This is a genomic window from Microbacterium sufflavum (genome assembly GCF_023091155.1).
Lineage (GTDB): Bacteria > Actinomycetota > Actinomycetes > Actinomycetales > Microbacteriaceae > Microbacterium > Microbacterium sufflavum.
The window spans coordinates 92,204-110,236 of the sequence record NZ_JAHWXK010000002.1; the positions used below are offsets into that span (position 1 = coordinate 92,204).

General features: G+C 69.1%; 16 protein-coding genes. 9 read left to right on the forward strand and 7 right to left on the reverse strand.

All coding sequences use genetic code 11. The features are described from left to right. Positions 1-593: 593 nt before the first annotated feature. The 4 genes from qcrB to ctaE are packed head-to-tail and all read right to left on the reverse strand — an operon-like array spanning position 594 to position 4,992. Complete coding sequence (gene qcrB, locus KZC56_RS15005) at positions 594-2,408, reverse strand: cytochrome bc1 complex cytochrome b subunit (protein WP_136045370.1); 1,815 nt, start codon at positions 2,406-2,408, stop codon at positions 594-596. Then, positions 2,405-3,481, reverse strand: a complete 1,077-nt coding sequence (gene qcrA, locus KZC56_RS15010) for a cytochrome bc1 complex Rieske iron-sulfur subunit (RefSeq protein ID WP_136028787.1) — start codon at positions 3,479-3,481, stop codon at positions 2,405-2,407. Before qcrA ends, qcrB begins: the two co-directional genes overlap by 4 nt. Before the next feature lie 36 nt (positions 3,482-3,517). Continuing rightward, entirely contained in the window at positions 3,518-4,318 is an 801-nt protein-coding gene (gene qcrC, locus KZC56_RS15015; protein ID WP_136028788.1) for a cytochrome bc1 complex diheme cytochrome c subunit, read from the reverse strand. 20 nt (positions 4,319-4,338) lie between these two features. Beyond that, entirely contained in the window at positions 4,339-4,992 is a 654-nt protein-coding gene (gene ctaE / locus KZC56_RS15020; protein ID WP_136028789.1) for an aa3-type cytochrome oxidase subunit III, read from the reverse strand. A gap of 192 nt (positions 4,993-5,184) precedes the next feature. Here ctaE and trpD point away from each other — a divergent pair, with 192 nt between their 5' ends. Then, positions 5,185-6,255: an anthranilate phosphoribosyltransferase gene (trpD, locus tag KZC56_RS15025; RefSeq protein WP_136036543.1), complete on the forward strand. Its 1,071-nt coding sequence runs from the start codon at positions 5,185-5,187 to the stop codon at positions 6,253-6,255. A 2-nt stretch (positions 6,256-6,257) separates the two neighbouring features. After that, a complete protein-coding gene (locus KZC56_RS15030) occupies positions 6,258-7,244 on the forward strand; it encodes a PHP domain-containing protein (protein WP_205814370.1) in 987 nt (328 codons plus the stop codon). A 3-nt stretch (positions 7,245-7,247) separates the two neighbouring features. Here the strand turns inward: KZC56_RS15030 and KZC56_RS15035 are convergent, their stop codons facing one another. The 3 genes from KZC56_RS15035 to KZC56_RS15045 all read right to left on the reverse strand — a co-directional run bounded on the left by KZC56_RS15035 (position 7,248) and on the right by KZC56_RS15045 (position 9,566). Next, entirely contained in the window at positions 7,248-8,198 is a 951-nt protein-coding gene (locus KZC56_RS15035; protein ID WP_247638922.1) for a 5'-3' exonuclease, read from the reverse strand. 31 nt (positions 8,199-8,229) lie between these two features. Then, positions 8,230-8,907 (reverse strand): hypothetical protein, encoded by a 678-nt coding sequence (locus tag KZC56_RS15040; RefSeq protein ID WP_247638923.1) that lies wholly within the window; start codon positions 8,905-8,907, stop codon positions 8,230-8,232. A 110-nt stretch (positions 8,908-9,017) separates the two neighbouring features. Further along, complete coding sequence (locus KZC56_RS15045) at positions 9,018-9,566, reverse strand: hypothetical protein (RefSeq protein ID WP_247638924.1); 549 nt, start codon at positions 9,564-9,566, stop codon at positions 9,018-9,020. A gap of 234 nt (positions 9,567-9,800) precedes the next feature. Between KZC56_RS15045 and rpsA the strand changes: the two genes are divergently transcribed. From rpsA to KZC56_RS15080, 7 genes are all read left to right on the forward strand, one after another. Further along, positions 9,801-11,255 carry a 30S ribosomal protein S1 gene (gene rpsA, locus KZC56_RS15050; protein ID WP_136028795.1) on the forward strand — a complete coding sequence of 485 codons (1,455 nt, stop codon included), beginning with the start codon at positions 9,801-9,803 and terminating at the stop codon, positions 11,253-11,255. Between the two features lie 144 nt (positions 11,256-11,399). Continuing rightward, on the forward strand, positions 11,400-12,242 hold the full coding sequence (locus KZC56_RS15055; protein WP_206253325.1) for an ABC transporter ATP-binding protein: 843 nt from the start codon (positions 11,400-11,402) through the stop codon (positions 12,240-12,242). Beyond that, entirely contained in the window at positions 12,239-13,285 is a 1,047-nt protein-coding gene (locus KZC56_RS15060) for an aliphatic sulfonate ABC transporter substrate-binding protein (protein WP_247638925.1), read from the forward strand. The genes KZC56_RS15055 and KZC56_RS15060 overlap by 4 nt, the downstream gene beginning before the upstream one ends. After that, a complete protein-coding gene (locus KZC56_RS15065) occupies positions 13,282-14,139 on the forward strand; it encodes an ABC transporter permease (RefSeq protein ID WP_136028798.1) in 858 nt (285 codons plus the stop codon). Before KZC56_RS15060 ends, KZC56_RS15065 begins: the two co-directional genes overlap by 4 nt. Further along, positions 14,130-16,139: an acetate--CoA ligase gene (gene acs, locus KZC56_RS15070; protein WP_136028799.1), complete on the forward strand. Its 2,010-nt coding sequence runs from the start codon at positions 14,130-14,132 to the stop codon at positions 16,137-16,139. The genes KZC56_RS15065 and acs overlap by 10 nt, the downstream gene beginning before the upstream one ends. Beyond that, positions 16,136-17,440 (forward strand): O-acetylhomoserine aminocarboxypropyltransferase/cysteine synthase family protein, encoded by a 1,305-nt coding sequence (locus KZC56_RS15075; RefSeq protein ID WP_247638926.1) that lies wholly within the window; start codon positions 16,136-16,138, stop codon positions 17,438-17,440. The genes acs and KZC56_RS15075 overlap by 4 nt, the downstream gene beginning before the upstream one ends. Further along, complete coding sequence (locus KZC56_RS15080) at positions 17,437-18,018, forward strand: CoA-binding protein (protein ID WP_247638927.1); 582 nt, start codon at positions 17,437-17,439, stop codon at positions 18,016-18,018. Before KZC56_RS15075 ends, KZC56_RS15080 begins: the two co-directional genes overlap by 4 nt. Positions 18,019-18,033: the final 15 nt, after the last annotated feature.

Below are 18,033 nucleotides of genomic sequence, written 5' to 3' on the forward strand. Positions count from 1 at the left end.
CGCCGAGCCGATGACCGCGGGGGTGCTCCGTGTCGTTTCGTCCTGGGCCGCGTGCCCCATGTCCAGCGTGATCGGGAACGTGTCGGTCGTGGCCGATGCAGGGGTCGATGGGTTCGGCATGGACCGCGTGACAGACGCGAACCAGGGGTGCACGTCACGGGCTCCATGTCCAACGATGTGGATGTCGGTACGGGCTTCGGCGATGGGCTCAGCAGCGCCGGCGTGAGTGCCGTCAGGGGGAGCGGCGGGGGCAAGGGGCCCGGCGGCGGCGGGGGGACCGGCGAGGGGTCCAGCAGCGACGACGTGAGTGCTGCCGGTGGGAGCTGCGGCTGTAGAGGCGGCGGTGACGGGTCCGCCGGCGTCGTTGAGATCGTCGAGGGATAGGGATCCAGCAGCGCCGTGGGGACCGGCGAGGGGGCCAGCAGCGGCGTGGGGACCGGCGGCAGACTCAGCGGCGAGATGGAGCGCGCGTCGGGGCGAAAGCGCGCGCGAGCGAGCTGACCGAGCACTGGATGACATGAAGTGATCCTCTCATCGGTGAGACGACGAAGGCCCCGTCCGACGGGACGGGGCCTTCAGCGGGGGAGTGGCGACTACTCGTCGTCCTCCGACTTCTTCTTGCGCGGACGCTTCACGGGCTCGGTCGAGATCACCGTGCTGGGCGTGTTCGGCGTCTCGTCGACGTGAGTCTCGTCGACGGTGAGCGGGGCGTCGGGGAAGCCGGCGCGCTCGTGAGCGCCCTGGATCTCTGCGGCCTCGGCCGCCTCGTTGTCCGCCGTGACGTGGTGCTGGTGTGCATCGGCGGCGTCCACCTCGGCCTGCGTGAGCGGAGCCAGACGGTCCTCGAAGAACCAGCGCGACATCGCCGAACGAAGGTTCTCTGTCCACGGGATGCGGCCCTTGGCGTTCGGGCGCACCACGAGGGGCTCGTAGCCGTCGATGTCGATGAGCTTCCAGCGGTCGTACTTGTCGACCGGCTGGTGCACCTCGATGTACTCGCCACCGGGGAGGCGGACGATGCGGCCCGACTCGAAGCCGTGCAGCACGATCTCGCGGTCCTTCTTCTGCAGCGCGATGCAGATGCGCTTGGTGACGAAGTAGCCGATGATCGGGCCGAGGAACAGCAGCACCTGGAGCGTGTGGATCACGCCCTCCATCGTGAGCATGAAGTGCGTGGCGATGAGGTCGGACGATGCCGCCGCCCACAGCACGGCGTAGAAGATGACGCCCGCGACACCGATCGCCGTGCGCGTGGCCGCGTTGCGGGGACGCTGGGCGATGTGGTGCTCGCGCTTGTCGCCCGTGACCCACGCCTCGATGAACGGGTAGATCGCCACGATCACGATGAACAGGCCGAGCACTGCGACCGGAGCCAGGATGCCGAACGACCACGTGTGGTTCAGGAACACGATGTCCCAGTTCGACGGGGCGAGGCGCAGCGCACCGTCCGCGAACCCGATGTACCAGTCGGGCTGCGTACCCGCCGAGACGGGGGACGGGTCGTACGGGCCGTAGTTCCAGATCGGGTTGATCTGGAAGAACGTCGCGATCAGCACGATGGTGCCGAAGACGATGAACAGGTAGCCGCCCATCTTGGACATGTACACCGGCATCATCGGGTAGCCCACGACGTTGTCGTTCGAGCGGCCGGGGCCGGCGAACTGCGTGTGCTTGTTGATGACCATGAGCATCAGGTGCAGGACGATGAAGGCGATCACCAGCATCGGGAGCAGCAGGATGTGCAGGGTGTAGAGACGGCCGACGATGTCGGTGCCGGGGAACTCGCCGCCGAAGAGGAGGAACGAGGTCCAGGTGCCGATCAGGGGCAGGCCCTTGATCATGCCGTCGATGATGCGCAGGCCGTTGCCCGAGAGCAGGTCGTCGGGGAGGGAGTAGCCGGTGAAGCCCTCGGCCATCGCCAGGATGAACAGCAGGAAGCCGATCACCCAGTTCAGCTCGCGCGGCTTGCGGAACGCGCCGGTGAAGAACACCCGCAGCATGTGCACGCCGATACCCGCGATGAAGACCAGCGCAGCCCAGTGGTGGATCTGGCGGACCAGGAGCCCACCGCGCAGGTCGAACGAGATGTGCAGCGTCGACTCGAGAGCCGAGGACATCGCGATTCCGCGCATGGGAGCGTATGCGCCCGTGTAGTGCGTCTCGACCATCGAGGCCTGGAAGAAGAACGTCAGGAAGGTTCCGGAGAGGAACACGACGACGAAGCTCCACAGGGCGATCTCACCGAGCATGAACGACCAGTGGTCGGGGAAGATCTTGCGACCGAGCTCCTTGACGAAGCCGGAGAGGCTGGTGCGCTCATCGATGTAGTTCGATGCGGCGCCGACGAAGCGGCCGCCGAGAGGCGCCTTGGTGTCCTTCTCGTCCTTGGACAGCGTTGCGGTGCTCAATGGCGCTCCCAGAAGCTCGGGCCGACGGGTTCGGTGAAGTCGCTGCGTGCGATGAGGTAGCCCTCGTCATCCACGGTGATGGGCAGCTGCGGAAGCGGACGGGCGGCCGGTCCGAAGATGACCTTCGCGTGGTCGGTGACGTCGAACTGCGACTGGTGGCACGGGCACAGCAGGTGGTGCGTCTGCTGCTCGTACAGAGCCACCGGGCAGCCGACGTGGGTGCAGACCTTGGAGTAGGCCACGATGCCGTCGTACGACCAGTCCTTGCGATCCTCGGCCTCGATCAGCTGCTCGGGCCGCAGGCGCATCATCAACACGATGGCCTTGGCCTTCTCCTCGAGGTAGCCCTCGTCGTGGCCGAGTTCGGCGAGGTCCTCGGGGATGACGTGGAAGGCAGAGCCGAGCGTGACGTCGGCGGCGCGGATCGGCGTACCGTCGGGGTCGCGCACCAGGCGCATCCCCTTGTCCCACATCGTGTGCTTCAGCAGCGCCACCGGGTCGCCCTTGGTCGGGTCGTCCGGCGTGGAATGCGGTGCGAGACCGCGGAACAGCGTGACTCCGGGGATGATCGACGCCACGATCGCCGCGAACAGCGAGTTGCGGATCATGGTGCGGCGGCCGAATCCGGACTCCTCGTTGGCGTCGGCGAACGCCTTGATGGCGGCCTCGCGCGTCGAGTCCTTGCCCCGCGTGGGGTGGCGCAGCTCGACGTGCTCCTTGTCGGACATGAGCGCCTTCGACCAGTGGATCGCGCCGATGCCGAGGGCGAGCAGCGCGAGAGCGATGCCCAGACCGATGAAGAGGTTGTTCTGCCGGATGTCGATGAGCGCGCCGCTCTCGATCGGGAACAGCATGTAGGCGGCGACCGCCCAGATGCTGCCGGCGAGCGACAGGTAGAACAGCGTGTAGACGGTACGGACCGCAGCCTTCTCAGCGCGCGGGTCCTTATCGGTCATCCGCTCGCGGTGCGGCGGCAGCCCGGGGTTCTGCACGGGATCGCTGACTGCGACACCCAGCCCCGGAGAGGGCTGGTAGGCCCTGTCAAGAGCCTGCGAGTCGTCGTCGTGTGCCATGGTGCTCCTCGTACGTTCCTCTTCGATGAATATGCGTCAGTTGGACTTCGCCGTGATCCACACGGTGATGGCGACCAGAGCGCCGATACCGAAGATCCACACGAACAGGCCCTCGGAAACCGGGCCGAGCGACCCCAGCGAGAAGCCACCGATCTGCACCGACTGCTGCTGGAAGAGCAGGGCCGAGATGATGTCGCGCTTGTCCTCGTCGGACAGGTTCATGTCGCCGAAGACCGGCATGTTCTGCGGGCCGGTGACCATGGCGGCATAGATGTGCAGCGCGCTGGTCTCGGTGATCGCGGGGGCGTACTTGCCCTCGGTCAGAGCACCACCGGCGGCCGCGACGTTGTGGCACATCGCGCAGTTGACGCGGAAGAGCTCGGCACCGTGCGCGACGTCTCCCTCGCCGTCCAGGATGCGGTCGGACGGGAACGTCGGACCGGGGGCCTCGGACTGCACGTAGGCCGACATCGCGAGGATCTGCTCCTCGGTGAACTGCGGCTCCTTCTGCGGTGCCTGCGGGCCCTGCATCTGCAGCGGCATGCGGCCGGTCGACACCTGGAACTCCACAGCCAGCTCGCCGACGCCGTAGAGGCTCGGTCCGTTGGGGGTGCCCTGCAGGTCGAGGCCGTGACAGGTGGCGCAGTTCGCCTGGAACAGCTTCTCGCCGTCCTCCACCGTCAATTGCGTCGCCGCGCTGGGGGCGTCGTTGGCCGCGAAGGCGGCGGACGCTCCTGCGTACACGGCGCCCGTGATCATCAGTCCAGCTCCGATGAGCGCGGCCGCCGCCAGTGGGCTGCGACGACCGCTCGAACGGCGCTTCTTCTCTCGTGCCATCTCGGGGATCAGCTCCGCTCTTATTTCAGGAAGTAGATAACGAAGAACAGCACGATCCAGACGACGTCGACGAAGTGCCAGTAGTAAGACACCACGATCGAGGACGTCGCCTCCTTGTGCCGGAAGTTCTTGACGGCGTACGCGCGGCCGATGACGAGGAGGAACGCGACGAGACCGCCGGTGACGTGCAGGGCGTGGAACCCGGTCGTCAGGTAGAAGGCCGAGGCGTACGAGTCGGCCTGGATGGGCATGCCCTCCGCGACCAGCTGCGCGTACTCCCAGACCTGGCCGGAGACGAAGATCGCGCCGAGGGCGAAGGTGAGGAAGAACCACTCGACCATGCCCCAGCCGAAAAGACGACGGCGACCGGCGCCGTTCTTCTGGCCCTTCGCGATGCGGTAGGGCTGGAGGTCCTCGGCTGCGAACACGCCCATCTGGCACGTGAACGACGAGAGCACGAGGATCGCCGTGTTGACGGCCGCGAACGGCACGTTCAGAAGCTCGGTACGGTCGGCCCAGAGCTCGGGTGAAGTGCTGCGGAGCGTGAAGTAGATCGCGAAGAGTCCCGCGAAGAACATCACCTCGCTGCCGAGCCACACAATGGTGCCGACAGCTACCGGGTTGGGCCGCTTGATCGTTCTCGCCGCCGGGGCATACGTCGCTGAGGTCGTCACCCCTCCATTATGGCCGATCCGCGGACGTGATTCTTGCACCCACGGCCGTCGAATCCCTCGTCAGCGACTTAGGGGACCCTAAGAGATCACTGCGAATCATCGGTGAATCCGCGGGAAACGGCGGTCGACACCCGTCTGCGCGGAAGCGCGGATCGATCTGCACGTTTTCTCCGCGCCGATAGGATCGCACACATGGCTGAATCCCTGACCTGGTCCGATGTGCTCACCACCCTCCTCGAGCGTCGGGACCTCAGCGTCTGGGAATCCACCTGGGCGATGCGCCAGATCATGTCGGGCTCGGTCACCGAGGCGCAGCTCGCGGGGTTCCTCATCGCACTCAGGGCCAAGGGGGAGACCATCGACGAGATCGTCGGCTTCCGGGACGCGATCCTCGAGGCGGCCGTTCCTCTCCCGGTCTCGCCGGACGTTCTCGACATCGTCGGAACGGGCGGCGACCGCGTCGGGACCGTCAACGTGTCCACGACCGCGGCCATCATCATCGGCGCCACCGGAGTCCCTGTCGTCAAGCACGGCAATCGCGCTGCGAGCTCGGCATCCGGCTCCTCCGACGTGCTCGGCGCGCTCGGCCTGGAGCTCTCGCTGGACCCCGCTGCCGTGGCCTCGATCCTCGACCGGACCGGGATCACCTTCGCGTGGGCCGGGGCGTTCCATCCCGGTTTCAAGCACGCGGGAGCTGTGCGCGCGCAGCTCGGCGTTCCGACCGTGTTCAACATGCTCGGCCCGCTCTGCAACCCCGCACGAGCCGAAGCGAACGCGGTGGGGGTGGCGCAGATGGAGCGGGTCCCGCTCATCACCGGCGTCTTCCGCACCCGCGGCGCCACCGCCCTCGTGTTCCGCGGAGACGACGGGCTGGACGAGCTCACCACGACCGGTCACAGTCGCATCTGGGAGGTGACCAGAGGCGACATCCACGAGCACGACCTGGATCCGCGCGACCTCGGCATCCCGCTCGCCGACCTCGCCGACCTGATCGGCGGCTCGCCCGAGCACAACGCGGACGTGCTGCGACGCACGCTCGCGGGTGAGACCGGGCCCGTGCGTGACATCGTGCTGCTCAACGCCGCGGCCGGCATCGTCGCGTTCGAGCTCTCGCAGGACGCCACGCAGGTGCAGCGGCCGATCCTGGAGCGTCTGCGTGAGGGATACGCTCGCGCGTCCGCGGCGGTCGACGACGGGCGGGCCCTCGCGAAGCTCGACGCGTGGATCGGTGCGAGCCGCGAACTGGCCGCCGTCGAGGAGTGACCATGGAGCCCGTCGACGCCCTCCTCGAGATCGCCTCGCTGCTCGAGCGCGAGCGGGCATCGCGGTATCGGGCGAAGGCGTTCCGGCAGGCAGCCGCCACGTTCGAGGATCTCCCCGAGGACGTGCGGAACGACCCCACCCGGCTTCGCGCCGCACGGGGGATCGGGGAGTCGACGTTCGCTGTGATCCGCCAGGCCCAGGAGGGCCGCATCCCCGAGTACCTCGTAGAGCTGCGTGGCGAGGTCGAACCCGAGCGGGTCTCGGAGCTGCGGGGCCGACTGCGCGGCGACCTGCATGCCCACACCGACTGGTCGGACGGCACCACATCCATCGAGGTGATGGCCGCCGCCGCTCGAGCCCAGGGGCACGAGTACCAGGCGATCACCGATCACTCGCCGCGTCTGCGGGTGGCGCGTGGCCTCTCCGCCGAACGGCTGCGTGAGCAGATGCCGCTCGTGCGGGCGCAGTCCGGCGACGGTTTCACGCTGCTCGCGGGCATCGAGGTGGACATCCTCGAAGACGGGTCTCTCGACCAGGACGACGATCTCCTCCGGGAACTCGACATCGTGGTCGCCTCCGTACACTCGAAGCTGCGCATGGACGCCAGGCCCATGACCGCGCGCATGATCGCCGCCGTCTCGCATCCACGCGTCAATGTGCTCGGTCACTGCACCGGCCGGCTCGTGCAGGGCGACCGGGGGACGCGCCCGCCGTCGGCCTTTGACGCTGCGGCGGTTTTCGCCGCCTGTGCCGAGAACGGCGTGGCCGTGGAGATCAACTCGCGACCTGAGCGACAGGATCCACCCGACGAGTTGATCGCGATCGCTTTGGAAGCCGGGTGTCTCTTCTCGATCGACTCCGACGCCCACGCGCCGGGACAGCTCTCACTGCTGGACTACGGCGCCGAACGCGCCGAGCGTGCGGGAGTGCCCGCGTCGCGCATTGTCACCACCTGGGGTCTGTCCCGCCTGCTCGCCTGGGCGGAGTGACGCTCACTCCTCGGTCGCTGCGCGTCCGGCCTCCGTCACCGCGGTGACCGCCCGCGTCATCGAGCCGCCGAGGTTCCACCTCTCCGCCAGTGCCGTCGCCGTCGTGACCTCGCTCTCGGACAGGGCACGGAGGGGGACGTCCGGTGTGCCGATCGGGAGATCCGTCGCCACGGCCACGACGGTCGGTGCGACATCGAGGTAGGCCGTCGCTGCGAGGATCTTGGCGCGCACCCCTGCGCTCATGCCCTCACCCGCCTCCGCCGCCTCCCGGATCCCCACCAGGTCGCCGTGCACCCCCAGCAGCGTGGCCGCCGTCTTCTCGCCCACCCCGGCGACGCCGGGGAGGCCGTCGGACGCATCCCCTCGCATCGTGGCGAAGTCGGCATACTGCGACGGGAGCACCCCGTACTTGGCGACGACGGTGGCGTCGGTGACCACCTCGAGGTTGCTCATGCCGCGCGCCGTATAGATGACCCGGACGTCGGCGGCGTCGTCGACGAGCTGGAAGAGGTCGCGATCGCCCGTCACGATGTCGACCGGCATGGATGCGTGCGTCGCCAGGGTGCCGATCACGTCGTCGGCCTCGTGCTCGGCCACACCGACGATCGGGATCCCGATGGCGGCGAGGGTCTCGCGGATGAGCGGGATCTGCGCCTCCAGGGGATCGGGCACCTCCTCGACGTCCGGCGCACCGGCCACGACCTCCACCACGCGGTGCGTCTTGTAGCTCGGGATCAGGTCGACGCGCCACTGCGGCCGCCAGTCGTCGTCCCAGCAGGCGACCACGTGCGTCGGCTGATACTGGGTGATGAGCTTCGCGACAATGTCGAGCAGTCCGCGCGCGGCGTTGATGGGGGAGCCGTCCGGGGCGCTCACCTTGTCGGGCACGCCGTAGAAGGCGCGGAAGTACAGACTGGCGGTGTCGAGCAGCATGAGGCGTTCGGCGCGGGGCATGGCTTCAGGGTAGAGCGTGCGTGCGCACGGGTCAGCAGCCGGGGGCGGTGGGTTGCTCGGTGCACGTGTGACGGACGAGCGCTGTGGTGGCCTCATAGATGCGGATGGCCTGGCCGGGCCCGGGGATGGTGAGCTCGCCGGGGAGGGGCACCCAGCCGCTGCCGGTGTCGAGCTCGGCGGTGTAGTGGACGGCGGTGGTGGCGGTGTAGGTGCCGCGGGCGCGGTACACGTGGCTGGTGGGGGTGGGGGTGAGCTGGGATTGACGGAGCGCGGCCCACGGGAGTCCCGGCGTCGTGGTGGATGCGGTCGTGCCGTCGCCGTAAACGAAGTCGTAGCGGACCGGGGTGAAGCGCACGGTGATGGGCGTGCCCAGGAGAGTGCCGGTGCGGGCCGGAGGGGCGGTGGGGGTGAGGAAGTTCGTGGGGAGTCCGGCGACGCCGATGTTGGACGGCTCGGCGCTGGTGGCGGCCGGGCCCGGCGCGAACTGGGCGACATCGGTGATCGTGAGCGCGGGACCCGGGGCAGCAGGCCGGGGTGCGGGAGGAGTCTGAGGCGCCGTGGCGCGGCATCGTTCGTCGGCTATTCCCGCGCACACGTCGGACTGACGGTTCTGGTCCGGGCGGGGGTAGCGGCGGGGCGTGCCCGTGTGGCGTGCGTCGGGGGTGGCGTCGACGGGGGATGAGCCGGGACGAGTCTGTGACGCCGACACGGTGACCTCTGACTCGTCAGTTCCTGCAAGAAAGTCAGAAAACCCTGGTGCGGCCGCGTCGCCGGAAGCGAGGAGGAACAGTGCTCCGACAGTCAGCGCCTTCCAGCCGGTCAACACGACACGTCCTCCGTAGGGGTTGCGCGATCAACCGTGTAGCGGCCCTCGCCGGCGGCTACGAACTCGACCGTAAGCGCATAAACACTGGGTCGATCGGGGGAGACTCCAGATGACCCATCCGCATTGGTGATCCGCACCGCCGAGACATCGAGGCATATCGCCGCCTCCACTGTGGTGAACGGCAGACGAGATTCCAGGCCCTGAAACGTCAGCACCTTCGTGCTTCCGCTCAGCACCTGTCGATCGGCGTGCATCGTCGAGAAGTTCTTGCGGTCCGACTTCTCGACCGTGCCACTCGAGAGCTTGAAAAGCGGTTCAAACGTATCCGGGTTGGTCGTATCGACCGCGTTGAGGGCTTCGACATACTCGCTGAGCGTTGCTTCGGCGGCGGCGAAGGCATCTTCCTTGTTCGCGAACAGCGGGGTGGCGGTGGGGCTCGGGGTCGTGTGCGGGGTTTGTGCGCAGGCGGCGAGGCTGAGGAGCGTGGCGACGAGCGCGGCGGTCAGCGCCGCACGGAGCCGGATGGTGGATGACGGGATCACCCGGTCACGGTACGGGGAATGCGGGGTCGGGCGTCGCGGTTGTCCACAGGGGAGCGGCGAACTCTCCGCTCGCGGGCGGATCGCTTCTTCTGATAGCCTGAATCGTCACTCGTGGCGTGCATGCGCATGCCCAGGTGCCGAACAATCACAATCCAACCGCTGTGAAGCATGCTGTCGGCCGTGCGCGGCCGCGCTTCCAGCCCGAGTATCCATTCAACAAGGACAACCCACTACATGACTACCGCAACGACCGCCCCGGCCACCAAGCAGGTCGCCATCAACGACATCGGATCTGCTGAGGACTTCCTGGCCGCGGTCGAGAAGACCCTGAAGTTCTTCAACGACGGCGACATCATCGAGGGCACGATCGTCAAGATCGACCGCGATGAGGTCCTCCTCGATGTCGGCTACAAGACCGAGGGCGTCATCCCCTCGCGCGAGCTCTCGATCAAGCACGACGTCGACCCCAACGAGGTCGTCGCCGTCGGCGACCAGGTCGAGGCCCTCGTTCTCCAGAAGGAGGACAAGGAAGGCCGCCTGATCCTCTCCAAGAAGCGCGCCCAGTACGAGCGCGCCTGGGGAGACGTCGAGAAGATCAAGGAGAACGACGGCGTCGTCACCGGTACGGTCATCGAGGTCGTCAAGGGTGGACTCATCGTCGACATCGGCCTCCGTGGCTTCCTCCCGGCGTCGCTCATCGAGCTGCGCCGCGTGCGCGACCTCACGCCGTACCTCGGCCAGGAGATCGAGGCGAAGATCCTCGAGCTCGACAAGAACCGCAACAACGTCGTCCTCAGCCGCCGCGCGCTGCTCGAGCAGACGCAGTCGGAGTCGCGCACCACGTTCCTGAACAACCTGCACAAGGGTCAGGTCCGCAAGGGTGTCGTCTCGTCGATCGTCAACTTCGGTGCGTTCGTCGACCTGGGCGGCGTGGACGGTCTCGTGCACGTCTCCGAGCTGTCCTGGAAGCACATCGAGCACGCCTCCGAGGTCGTCGAGGTGGGCCAGGAGGTCACCGTCGAGATCCTCGAGGTCGACCTCGACCGCGAGCGCGTCTCCCTGTCGCTGAAGGCGACGCAGGAGGACCCGTGGCAGGTCTTCGCCCGCACCCACGCGATCGGTCAGGTCACGCCGGGTAAGGTCACCAAGCTCGTCCCGTTCGGTGCGTTCGTGCGCGTCGCAGACGGCATCGAGGGCCTCGTCCACATCTCCGAGCTCTCCAGCAAGCACGTCGAGCTGGCCGAGCAGGTCGTGTCGGTCGGCGAAGAGGTCTTCGTCAAGGTCATCGACATCGACCTCGAGCGTCGCCGCATCTCGCTGTCGCTGAAGCAGGCCAACGAGTCGGTCGACCCCAACGGCACCGAGTTCGACCCGGCCCTGTACGGCATGCTCGCCGAGTACGACGAGAACGGCGAGTACAAGTACCCGGAGGGCTTCGACGCCGAGACCGGTGCGTGGAAGGAAGGCTTCGACGCCCAGCGCGAGGCATGGGAGCAGGAGTACGCTGCGGCCCAGGCTCGCTGGGAGGCGCACAAGGCTCAGGTCGCCAAGGCGGCCGAGGCCGAGGCTGCGGCCGGCGACGACTTCGGTGGCCAGTCCTTCTCGAGCGAGTCGGCCGGTGCCGGCACGCTCGCCGATGACGAGGCTCTCGCCGCTCTGCGCGAGAAGCTCTCGGGCGGCAACTCCTAAGTAACATTCCGAGAAGGGCCGTCACCCCGCCTCCGGGCGGGTGTGGCGGCCCTTTTCGCGTACCGGATTCGGTGGCGATCCGCTGCGTGACGGAACATTACGACCGCATTCGTAACACAAGAGCCGCTCCGCCAGCATGGGCCTATGACCGCCCTGCTGCCCGCGTCGCGCACCGCCGACGTCACGACGACCGCAGCGACGGCGCAGGACGTGCGACTCGACGCCGTCGAACGGTCCTTCCCGATCGCACGAGGCACCCGCCGGGTGCTGCGCGGCATCGACCTGGACATCCGCGCGGGGGAGATCGTCGCCGTCGTCGGACCCTCCGGGTGCGGCAAGTCGACTCTCCTGCGTCTCGTGGGCGGACTCGATGCGCCGAGCCGCGGCAGCATCCGCATCGGGGGCACCGCGGTCGCCGACGTGGACGAGCGCACCGCGGTCGCCTTCCAGGAGCCGCGGCTGCTGCCCTGGCGGACGATCGCACAGAACGTCGAGCTCGGCCTGCCGCGAGGCACCGGCCGTCGAGCGGGACGCGCGCGCGTGCAGGAGCTGCTGCACCTGGTGGGACTCGACCATGCCGCCGATCAGCGCCCGCGTGAGGTTTCCGGGGGCATGGCGCAGCGGGCATCCCTCGCGCGAGCCCTCGCCCGCAACCCCTCCGTGCTGCTGCTCGACGAGCCCTTCGGCGCGCTCGACGCCCTCACGCGCCTGCGCATGCACGACCTGCTGCTGAAGATCCACGCAGCCGAGCCCACCACCGTGCTCCTCGTGACGCACGACGTGGAAGAGGCCCTCTACCTCGCCGACCGCGTGCTGCTGCTGCGCACCCTCGGCGACCACGACCACGCCTCCGTCGCCCGCACGATCGAGGTGCCGGGAGCCCGACCCCGCGACCGCGCCGACCGCGGCCTCGCCGACCTGCGCGCCGACCTCCTCGAGGGACTCGGCGTCGACACCCACCACCGCAGCACCGAGGAGACCCGATGAGCACCATCACCCGCCGAATCATCCCCGCGATCGCGATCGCCGGGACGATGATGCTCGTCGCGACCGGCTGCGTCGCGGGCGAGAATGCGACCGCCGACACCGACACCGACACCGCACCGGCGGCCGACGCCGAGTGGTCGTCCGACACCCTCACCATCGACTTCGCCACCTACAACCCGCTCAGCCTCGTCGTGCGCGACCAGGGGATCCTGGAGGACATCCTGGGCGACGACGTGACGGTCGAGTGGGTGCAGTCCGCCGGCTCCAACAAGGCGAACGAGCTGCTCCGCTCCGGCTCGGTCGATGTCGGCTCGACCGCGGGATCCGCGGCGCTGCTCGCCCGCGCCAACGGCTCGCCCATCCAGGTGATCGGCATCTTCTCGCAGCCGGAGTGGTCGGCGATCGTCGTCGGACCCGACAGCGACATCACCTCGGTCGAAGACCTGAAGGGCGCCTCGGTCGCGGCCACCAAGGGCACCGACCCCTACTTCTTCCTGCTGCAGGCGCTGGACGAGGCGGGCCTCTCCCTGTCCGACGTCGAGGTGCAGAACCTGCAGCACGCCGACGGTCGCGCCGCGCTCGACGGCGGCTCGGTGGACGCGTGGGCCGGGCTCGACCCGATCATGGCAGCCGCCGAGGTCGAGTCGGGGGACACGCTCGTCTACCGCAACGTCGACTTCAACACCTACGGCTTCCTCAACGCCACGGAGGACTTCCTCACCGAGCACCCCGACCTCGCCCAGGCCGTCGTCGACGCCTACGAGCAGGCGCGCGAGTGGGCTCTGCAGAACCCCGAGGAGACGGCGGCGCTGCTCGCGGAGGTCGCAGGCATCGACGTCGAGGTCGCCACCACCGTGATCCAGGAGCGCTCGAACCTCGACGTGAGCGGCATCCCCGGAGACGACCAGCTCGCGGTGCTCGAGAAGATCGCGCCCGTGCTCGCCGAGTCCGGCGACGTGCAGGGAGGCCAGGCGTCGGTCGACAAGGCGCTCTCGTCGATCGTGAACGACACGTTCGCGAAGAAGGCGGTCGGGGACGAGTGACCGATCTCGACCAGCGGGTGATCGTCCCGGCGGACTCGCGGGACGCGCTCGACGTCGCGAAGGGCGAGCACCGGCGTCCGACCGGCGCGGGGCACGGGTGGAACCGCCCGGCCGTGCGGGTCATCGCCGGGCTCGTGCTCCCGCTGCTGATCCTCGGCGCCTGGCAGTACGTGACCGCGACCGGGATCGTGCCGCCCTACCGGCTGCCCGCACCCGCCTCGGTCGTGACGGCCGGTGTCGAACTCGCACAGCGCGGAGAACTGTGGACGCACATCGCGATCTCCGTGCAGCGCGTGCTGCTCGGCTTCGCGATCGGTTCGGTGATCGGTCTCGCGGTCGCCGGGATCGTCGGTCTCTCGCGCCTCGGCGACGTGCTGCTGAGTCCCACGCTCGCCGCGCTGCGGGCCGTGCCCTCGCTCGCCTGGGTGCCGCTGCTCATCCTGTGGATGCAGATCGGCGAGGAGTCGAAGGTCACCCTGATCGCGATCGGTGCCTTCTTCCCCGTGTACACCACCGTCGCCTCGGCCCTGCGACACGTCGACCCCCAGCTGGTCGAGGCCGGCCGCTCGTTCAGCCTGCGCGGATGGTCGCTGTTCCGGGTGGTGCAGCTACCCGCCGTGATCCCCTCCGTCGTGTCCGGACTGCGGCTCGCCCTGGCTCAGGCGTGGCTGTTCCTCGTCGCCGCGGAGCTCATCGCGTCGTCGATGGGGCTCGGCTTCCTGCTGACCGACTCCCAGAACAGCGGACGCGTGGATCGGATCCTGCTGTCGATCGTGCTGCTGGCCCTGCTCGGCACCCTCACCAACGGGGTGCTCGCGCTGGTCGAGAAGTACCTGCTGCGGCGATGGACGTGACCGCGACCGAGGCCCGGCTGCACGAGACGCGCGTCTACCCGCCGTCACCGCTGTTCCCGGACGCCAACGTGACCGCCGAGGCCTACGCCAGGGCGGCCGCCGACCCCACCGCGTTCTGGGAGGAAGCCGCACGGCGGCTGGAGTGGTCTGCACCGTGGCACACCGCGCACGAGTGGGAGCCCCCGATCGACGGGCGCGTTCCCGCCGCGCGGTGGTTCGTCGGCGGACGGCTCAACGTGGCCGTGAACTGCCTCGACCGCCATGTCGCCGCGGGCCGCGGAGACCGGGTCGCGCTGCACTTCGAGGGCGAGCCGGGCGACCGGGAGTCGGTGACGTACGCCGAGCTGCTGCGCCGGGTGTCCCGCGCCGCGAACGCCCTCACGGCGCTCGGCATCGGCGCGGGCGACCGGGTCGTGATCTACCTGCCGGTGCTCGTGGAGACGGTGGTGGTCACCCTGGCGTGTGCGCGCATCGGCGCCGTCCACTCGCTCGTGTTCGGCGGGTTCTCGGCGGAGGCCGTGCGCTTCCGGCTCGAGGACACCGGTGCGAAGCTCCTCGTCACCAGCGACGGGCAGTTCCGGCGCGGTGCCGCGACCGAGGTCAAATCCACCGCCGACCGCGCGGCAGCGGGCCTGGACACCCTGGAGCACGTCCTCGTGCTGCGCCGCACGGGCCAGGACGTGCCGTGGACCGAGGGCAGAGACGTGTGGTGGCACGACGTGGTCGACACGGCCTCGCCGGTCCACGACGCGGAGGCGTTCGACGCGGAGCATCCGCTCTTCGTGATCTACACCTCCGGCACGACCGGGAAGCCCAAGGGGCTGGTGCACACGTCCGGCGGCTACCTGACGCACGCGAGCTGGGCGCACTGGGCGCATTTCGACGCGAAGCCGGACGACGTGCACTGGTGCACGGCCGACCTGGCCTGGGTCACCGCGCACACGTACGAGATCTACGGGCCACTGTCGAACGGTCTGACGCAGGTGATCTACGAGGGCACGCCGGACGCCCCGCATCGCGAGCGGCACCTCGAGATCATCGAACGGTACGGCGTCACGGTGTACTACACGGCCCCGACGCTCATCCGCACGTTCATGACCTGGTTCGGCGCGGACCTCCCCGCGGGTCACGACCTGTCCTCGCTGCGTCTGCTGGGCACGGTCGGCGAGGCCATCAACCCGGAGGCCTGGGTGTGGTTCCGCCGCGCCTTCGGCCGCGATGAGCTGCCCGTGATCGACACGTGGTGGCAGTCGGAGACGGGGGCCGCGATGATCGCGCCGCTGCCGGGGGTGACGGCTCTCAAGCCGGGTTCCGCCTCGGTCCCGCTGCCCGGCATCGACGTGGCCGTGGTGGACGAGCACGGCGACGAGGTCGCCGCCGGTCAGTCCGGCACACTGGTGGTCCGGCGCCCGTGGCCCGGCATGGCGCGGACGGTGTGGGGCAACCCGCAGCGCTATCGCGACGCGTACTGGTCGGCGTACGCCGGCCGGGGCGAGCACGGCGGCTACTACGTCGCGGGTGACGGAGCCACGAGGGATGCGGACGGGTACATCTGGATCCTCGGCCGGCTCGACGACGTCGTGAACGTGTCGGGTCACCGGCTCTCCACGATCGAGATCGAATCGGCCCTCGTGGCCCACGACACCGTCGGCGAGGCGGGCTCGGCCGGAGTGCCGGACGCCGTCACCGGACAGGCCGTCGTGGCGTACGTGACCCCGTCCGGCCGGGCGGAGGTCGAACCGGCCACGCTGCGCGAGCAGGTCGCACGGGCGATCGGCCCGGTCGCGAAGCCCCGACACATCGTCGTCGTGCCTGATCTGCCGAAGACCCGCTCCGGCAAGATCATGCGCCGACTGCTGGCAGAGTTGTGGGAGGCCGAGCACGACCGTCGAGCCGGTCGAGTGCCCCGCCCCCTCGGGGACACCACCTCGCTGCAGAACCCGTGGGCCGTCGACGACATCGCCGACGTGCTCTCCGCCGCCGAACTGAGGACATCATGACGGAAGAACATCGCTTCGGGTTCCGCACCAGGGCCCTGCACGCCGGCGGCACGCCGGACGCATCGACGGGCGCACGGGCGGTGCCGATCTACCAGACAACGTCGTTCGTGTTCGACGACGCGGCGGACGCCGGAAACCTGTTCGCTCTGCAGAAGTACGGCAACATCTACTCGCGCATCGGCAACCCCACGGTCGCCGCGCTCGAGGAGCGCCTGGCCTCGCTGGAGGGCGGCATCGGGGCCGTCGCGACCGCCTCGGGCATGAGCGCGGAGTTCCTCACCTTCGCGGCCCTCGTCGGGGCCGGGGACCACGTCGTCGCCGCGGCACAGCTCTACGGCGGCACGGTGACGCAGCTCGACGTGACCCTGCGCCGCTTCGGCGTCGAGACCACGTTCGTCGCCTCGACCGACCCTGTCGACTTCGCCGCGGCGATCCGTCCGGAGACGAAGGTCGTGTACGTCGAGATGATCGGCAACCCCTCCGGCGAGATCGCCGATATCGAGGGTCTCGCCGCGGTCGCCCATGCGGCGGGCGTCCCGCTCGTCGTGGACGCGACGCTCGCCACGCCCTACCTGGCGCGTCCGCTCGAGCACGGTGCGGACATCGTGATCCACTCGGTCACCAAGTTCCTCGGCGGCCACGGGACCACCCTCGGCGGTGTCGTGATCGAGAAGGGCACCTTCGACTGGGGCAACGGGAAGTTCCCGCAGATGACGGAGCCGGTCGCGTCGTACGGCGGCATCCGGTGGTGGGACAACTTCGGCGAGTACGGCTTCCTCACCAAGCTCCGCTCCGAGCAGCTGCGCGACATCGGGCCGGCGCTGAGCCCGCAGTCGGCGTTCACCCTGCTGCAGGGCATCGAGACGCTGCCGCAGCGCATCGATGCGCATCTGGCCAACGCCCGGGTCGTCGCGGACTGGCTGGCATCCGACCCGCGGGTCGCCTACGTCACGTGGGCGGGTCTGGAGGATCATCCGCATCACGAGCGTGCGGCGAAGTACCTCCCGCTCGGTCCCGGCTCCGTGTTCGCGTTCGGGGTGGCCGCGGACGACGGGCGTGCCGCGGGGGAGAAGCTGATCGAGAACCTGCAGCTCGCGTCGCACCTGGCGAACATCGGCGACGCCAGGACCCTGGTGATCCACCCGGCCTCGACCACGCACCGCCAGCTCACCGAGGAGCAGCTCGTGGACGCCGGGGTGCGTCCCGATCTGATCCGCATCTCGGTCGGGCTGGAAGACGCGGACGACATCCTCTGGGACCTGGATCAGGCCCTCAGCATCGCGACGGGAGTCACCCGATGAGCGCCACGACCTCGACGGGCGACGCCTGCGCTCTTCCGGCGGCGCCCGCGGACGGGCAGAGCTGCGCCCTTCCCACGGCCGCGCCCGCCCCTGGTCGCACGTGGACGGGGCCCACGCAGCAGGAGCGGTTCGCGCTGCTCCGCCGGGCGAGGACCATCGCGATCGTCGGAGCGTCGAACAACCCGGCACGGGCGTCGTTCTTCGTCGCGACCTACCTGCTGTCCAGCACGGCCTACGACGTGTACCTGGTGAACCCGCGGGAGACCGAGATCCTCGGACAGCCCGTCTACGCCTCCCTCGCGGACCTTCCCGTGCGGCCGGACATCGTGGACGTGTTCCGTCGCCACGACGACCTGCCGGGCGTGGCGCAGGAGGCGATCGACGCGGGGGCCTCGACCCTGTGGCTCCAGCTCGGGTCGTGGAACGAGGAGGCCGCCACGATCGCCGAGGCCGCGGGGCTCGCGGTGGTGATGGACCGGTGCATCAAGATCGAGCACGCACGCTTCCACGGCGGACTGCATCTCGCGGGATTCGACACCGGCGTGATCAGCTCGCGACGGCAGCTGCTCGCGCGCTGAGGCCCGTGGCGGGGA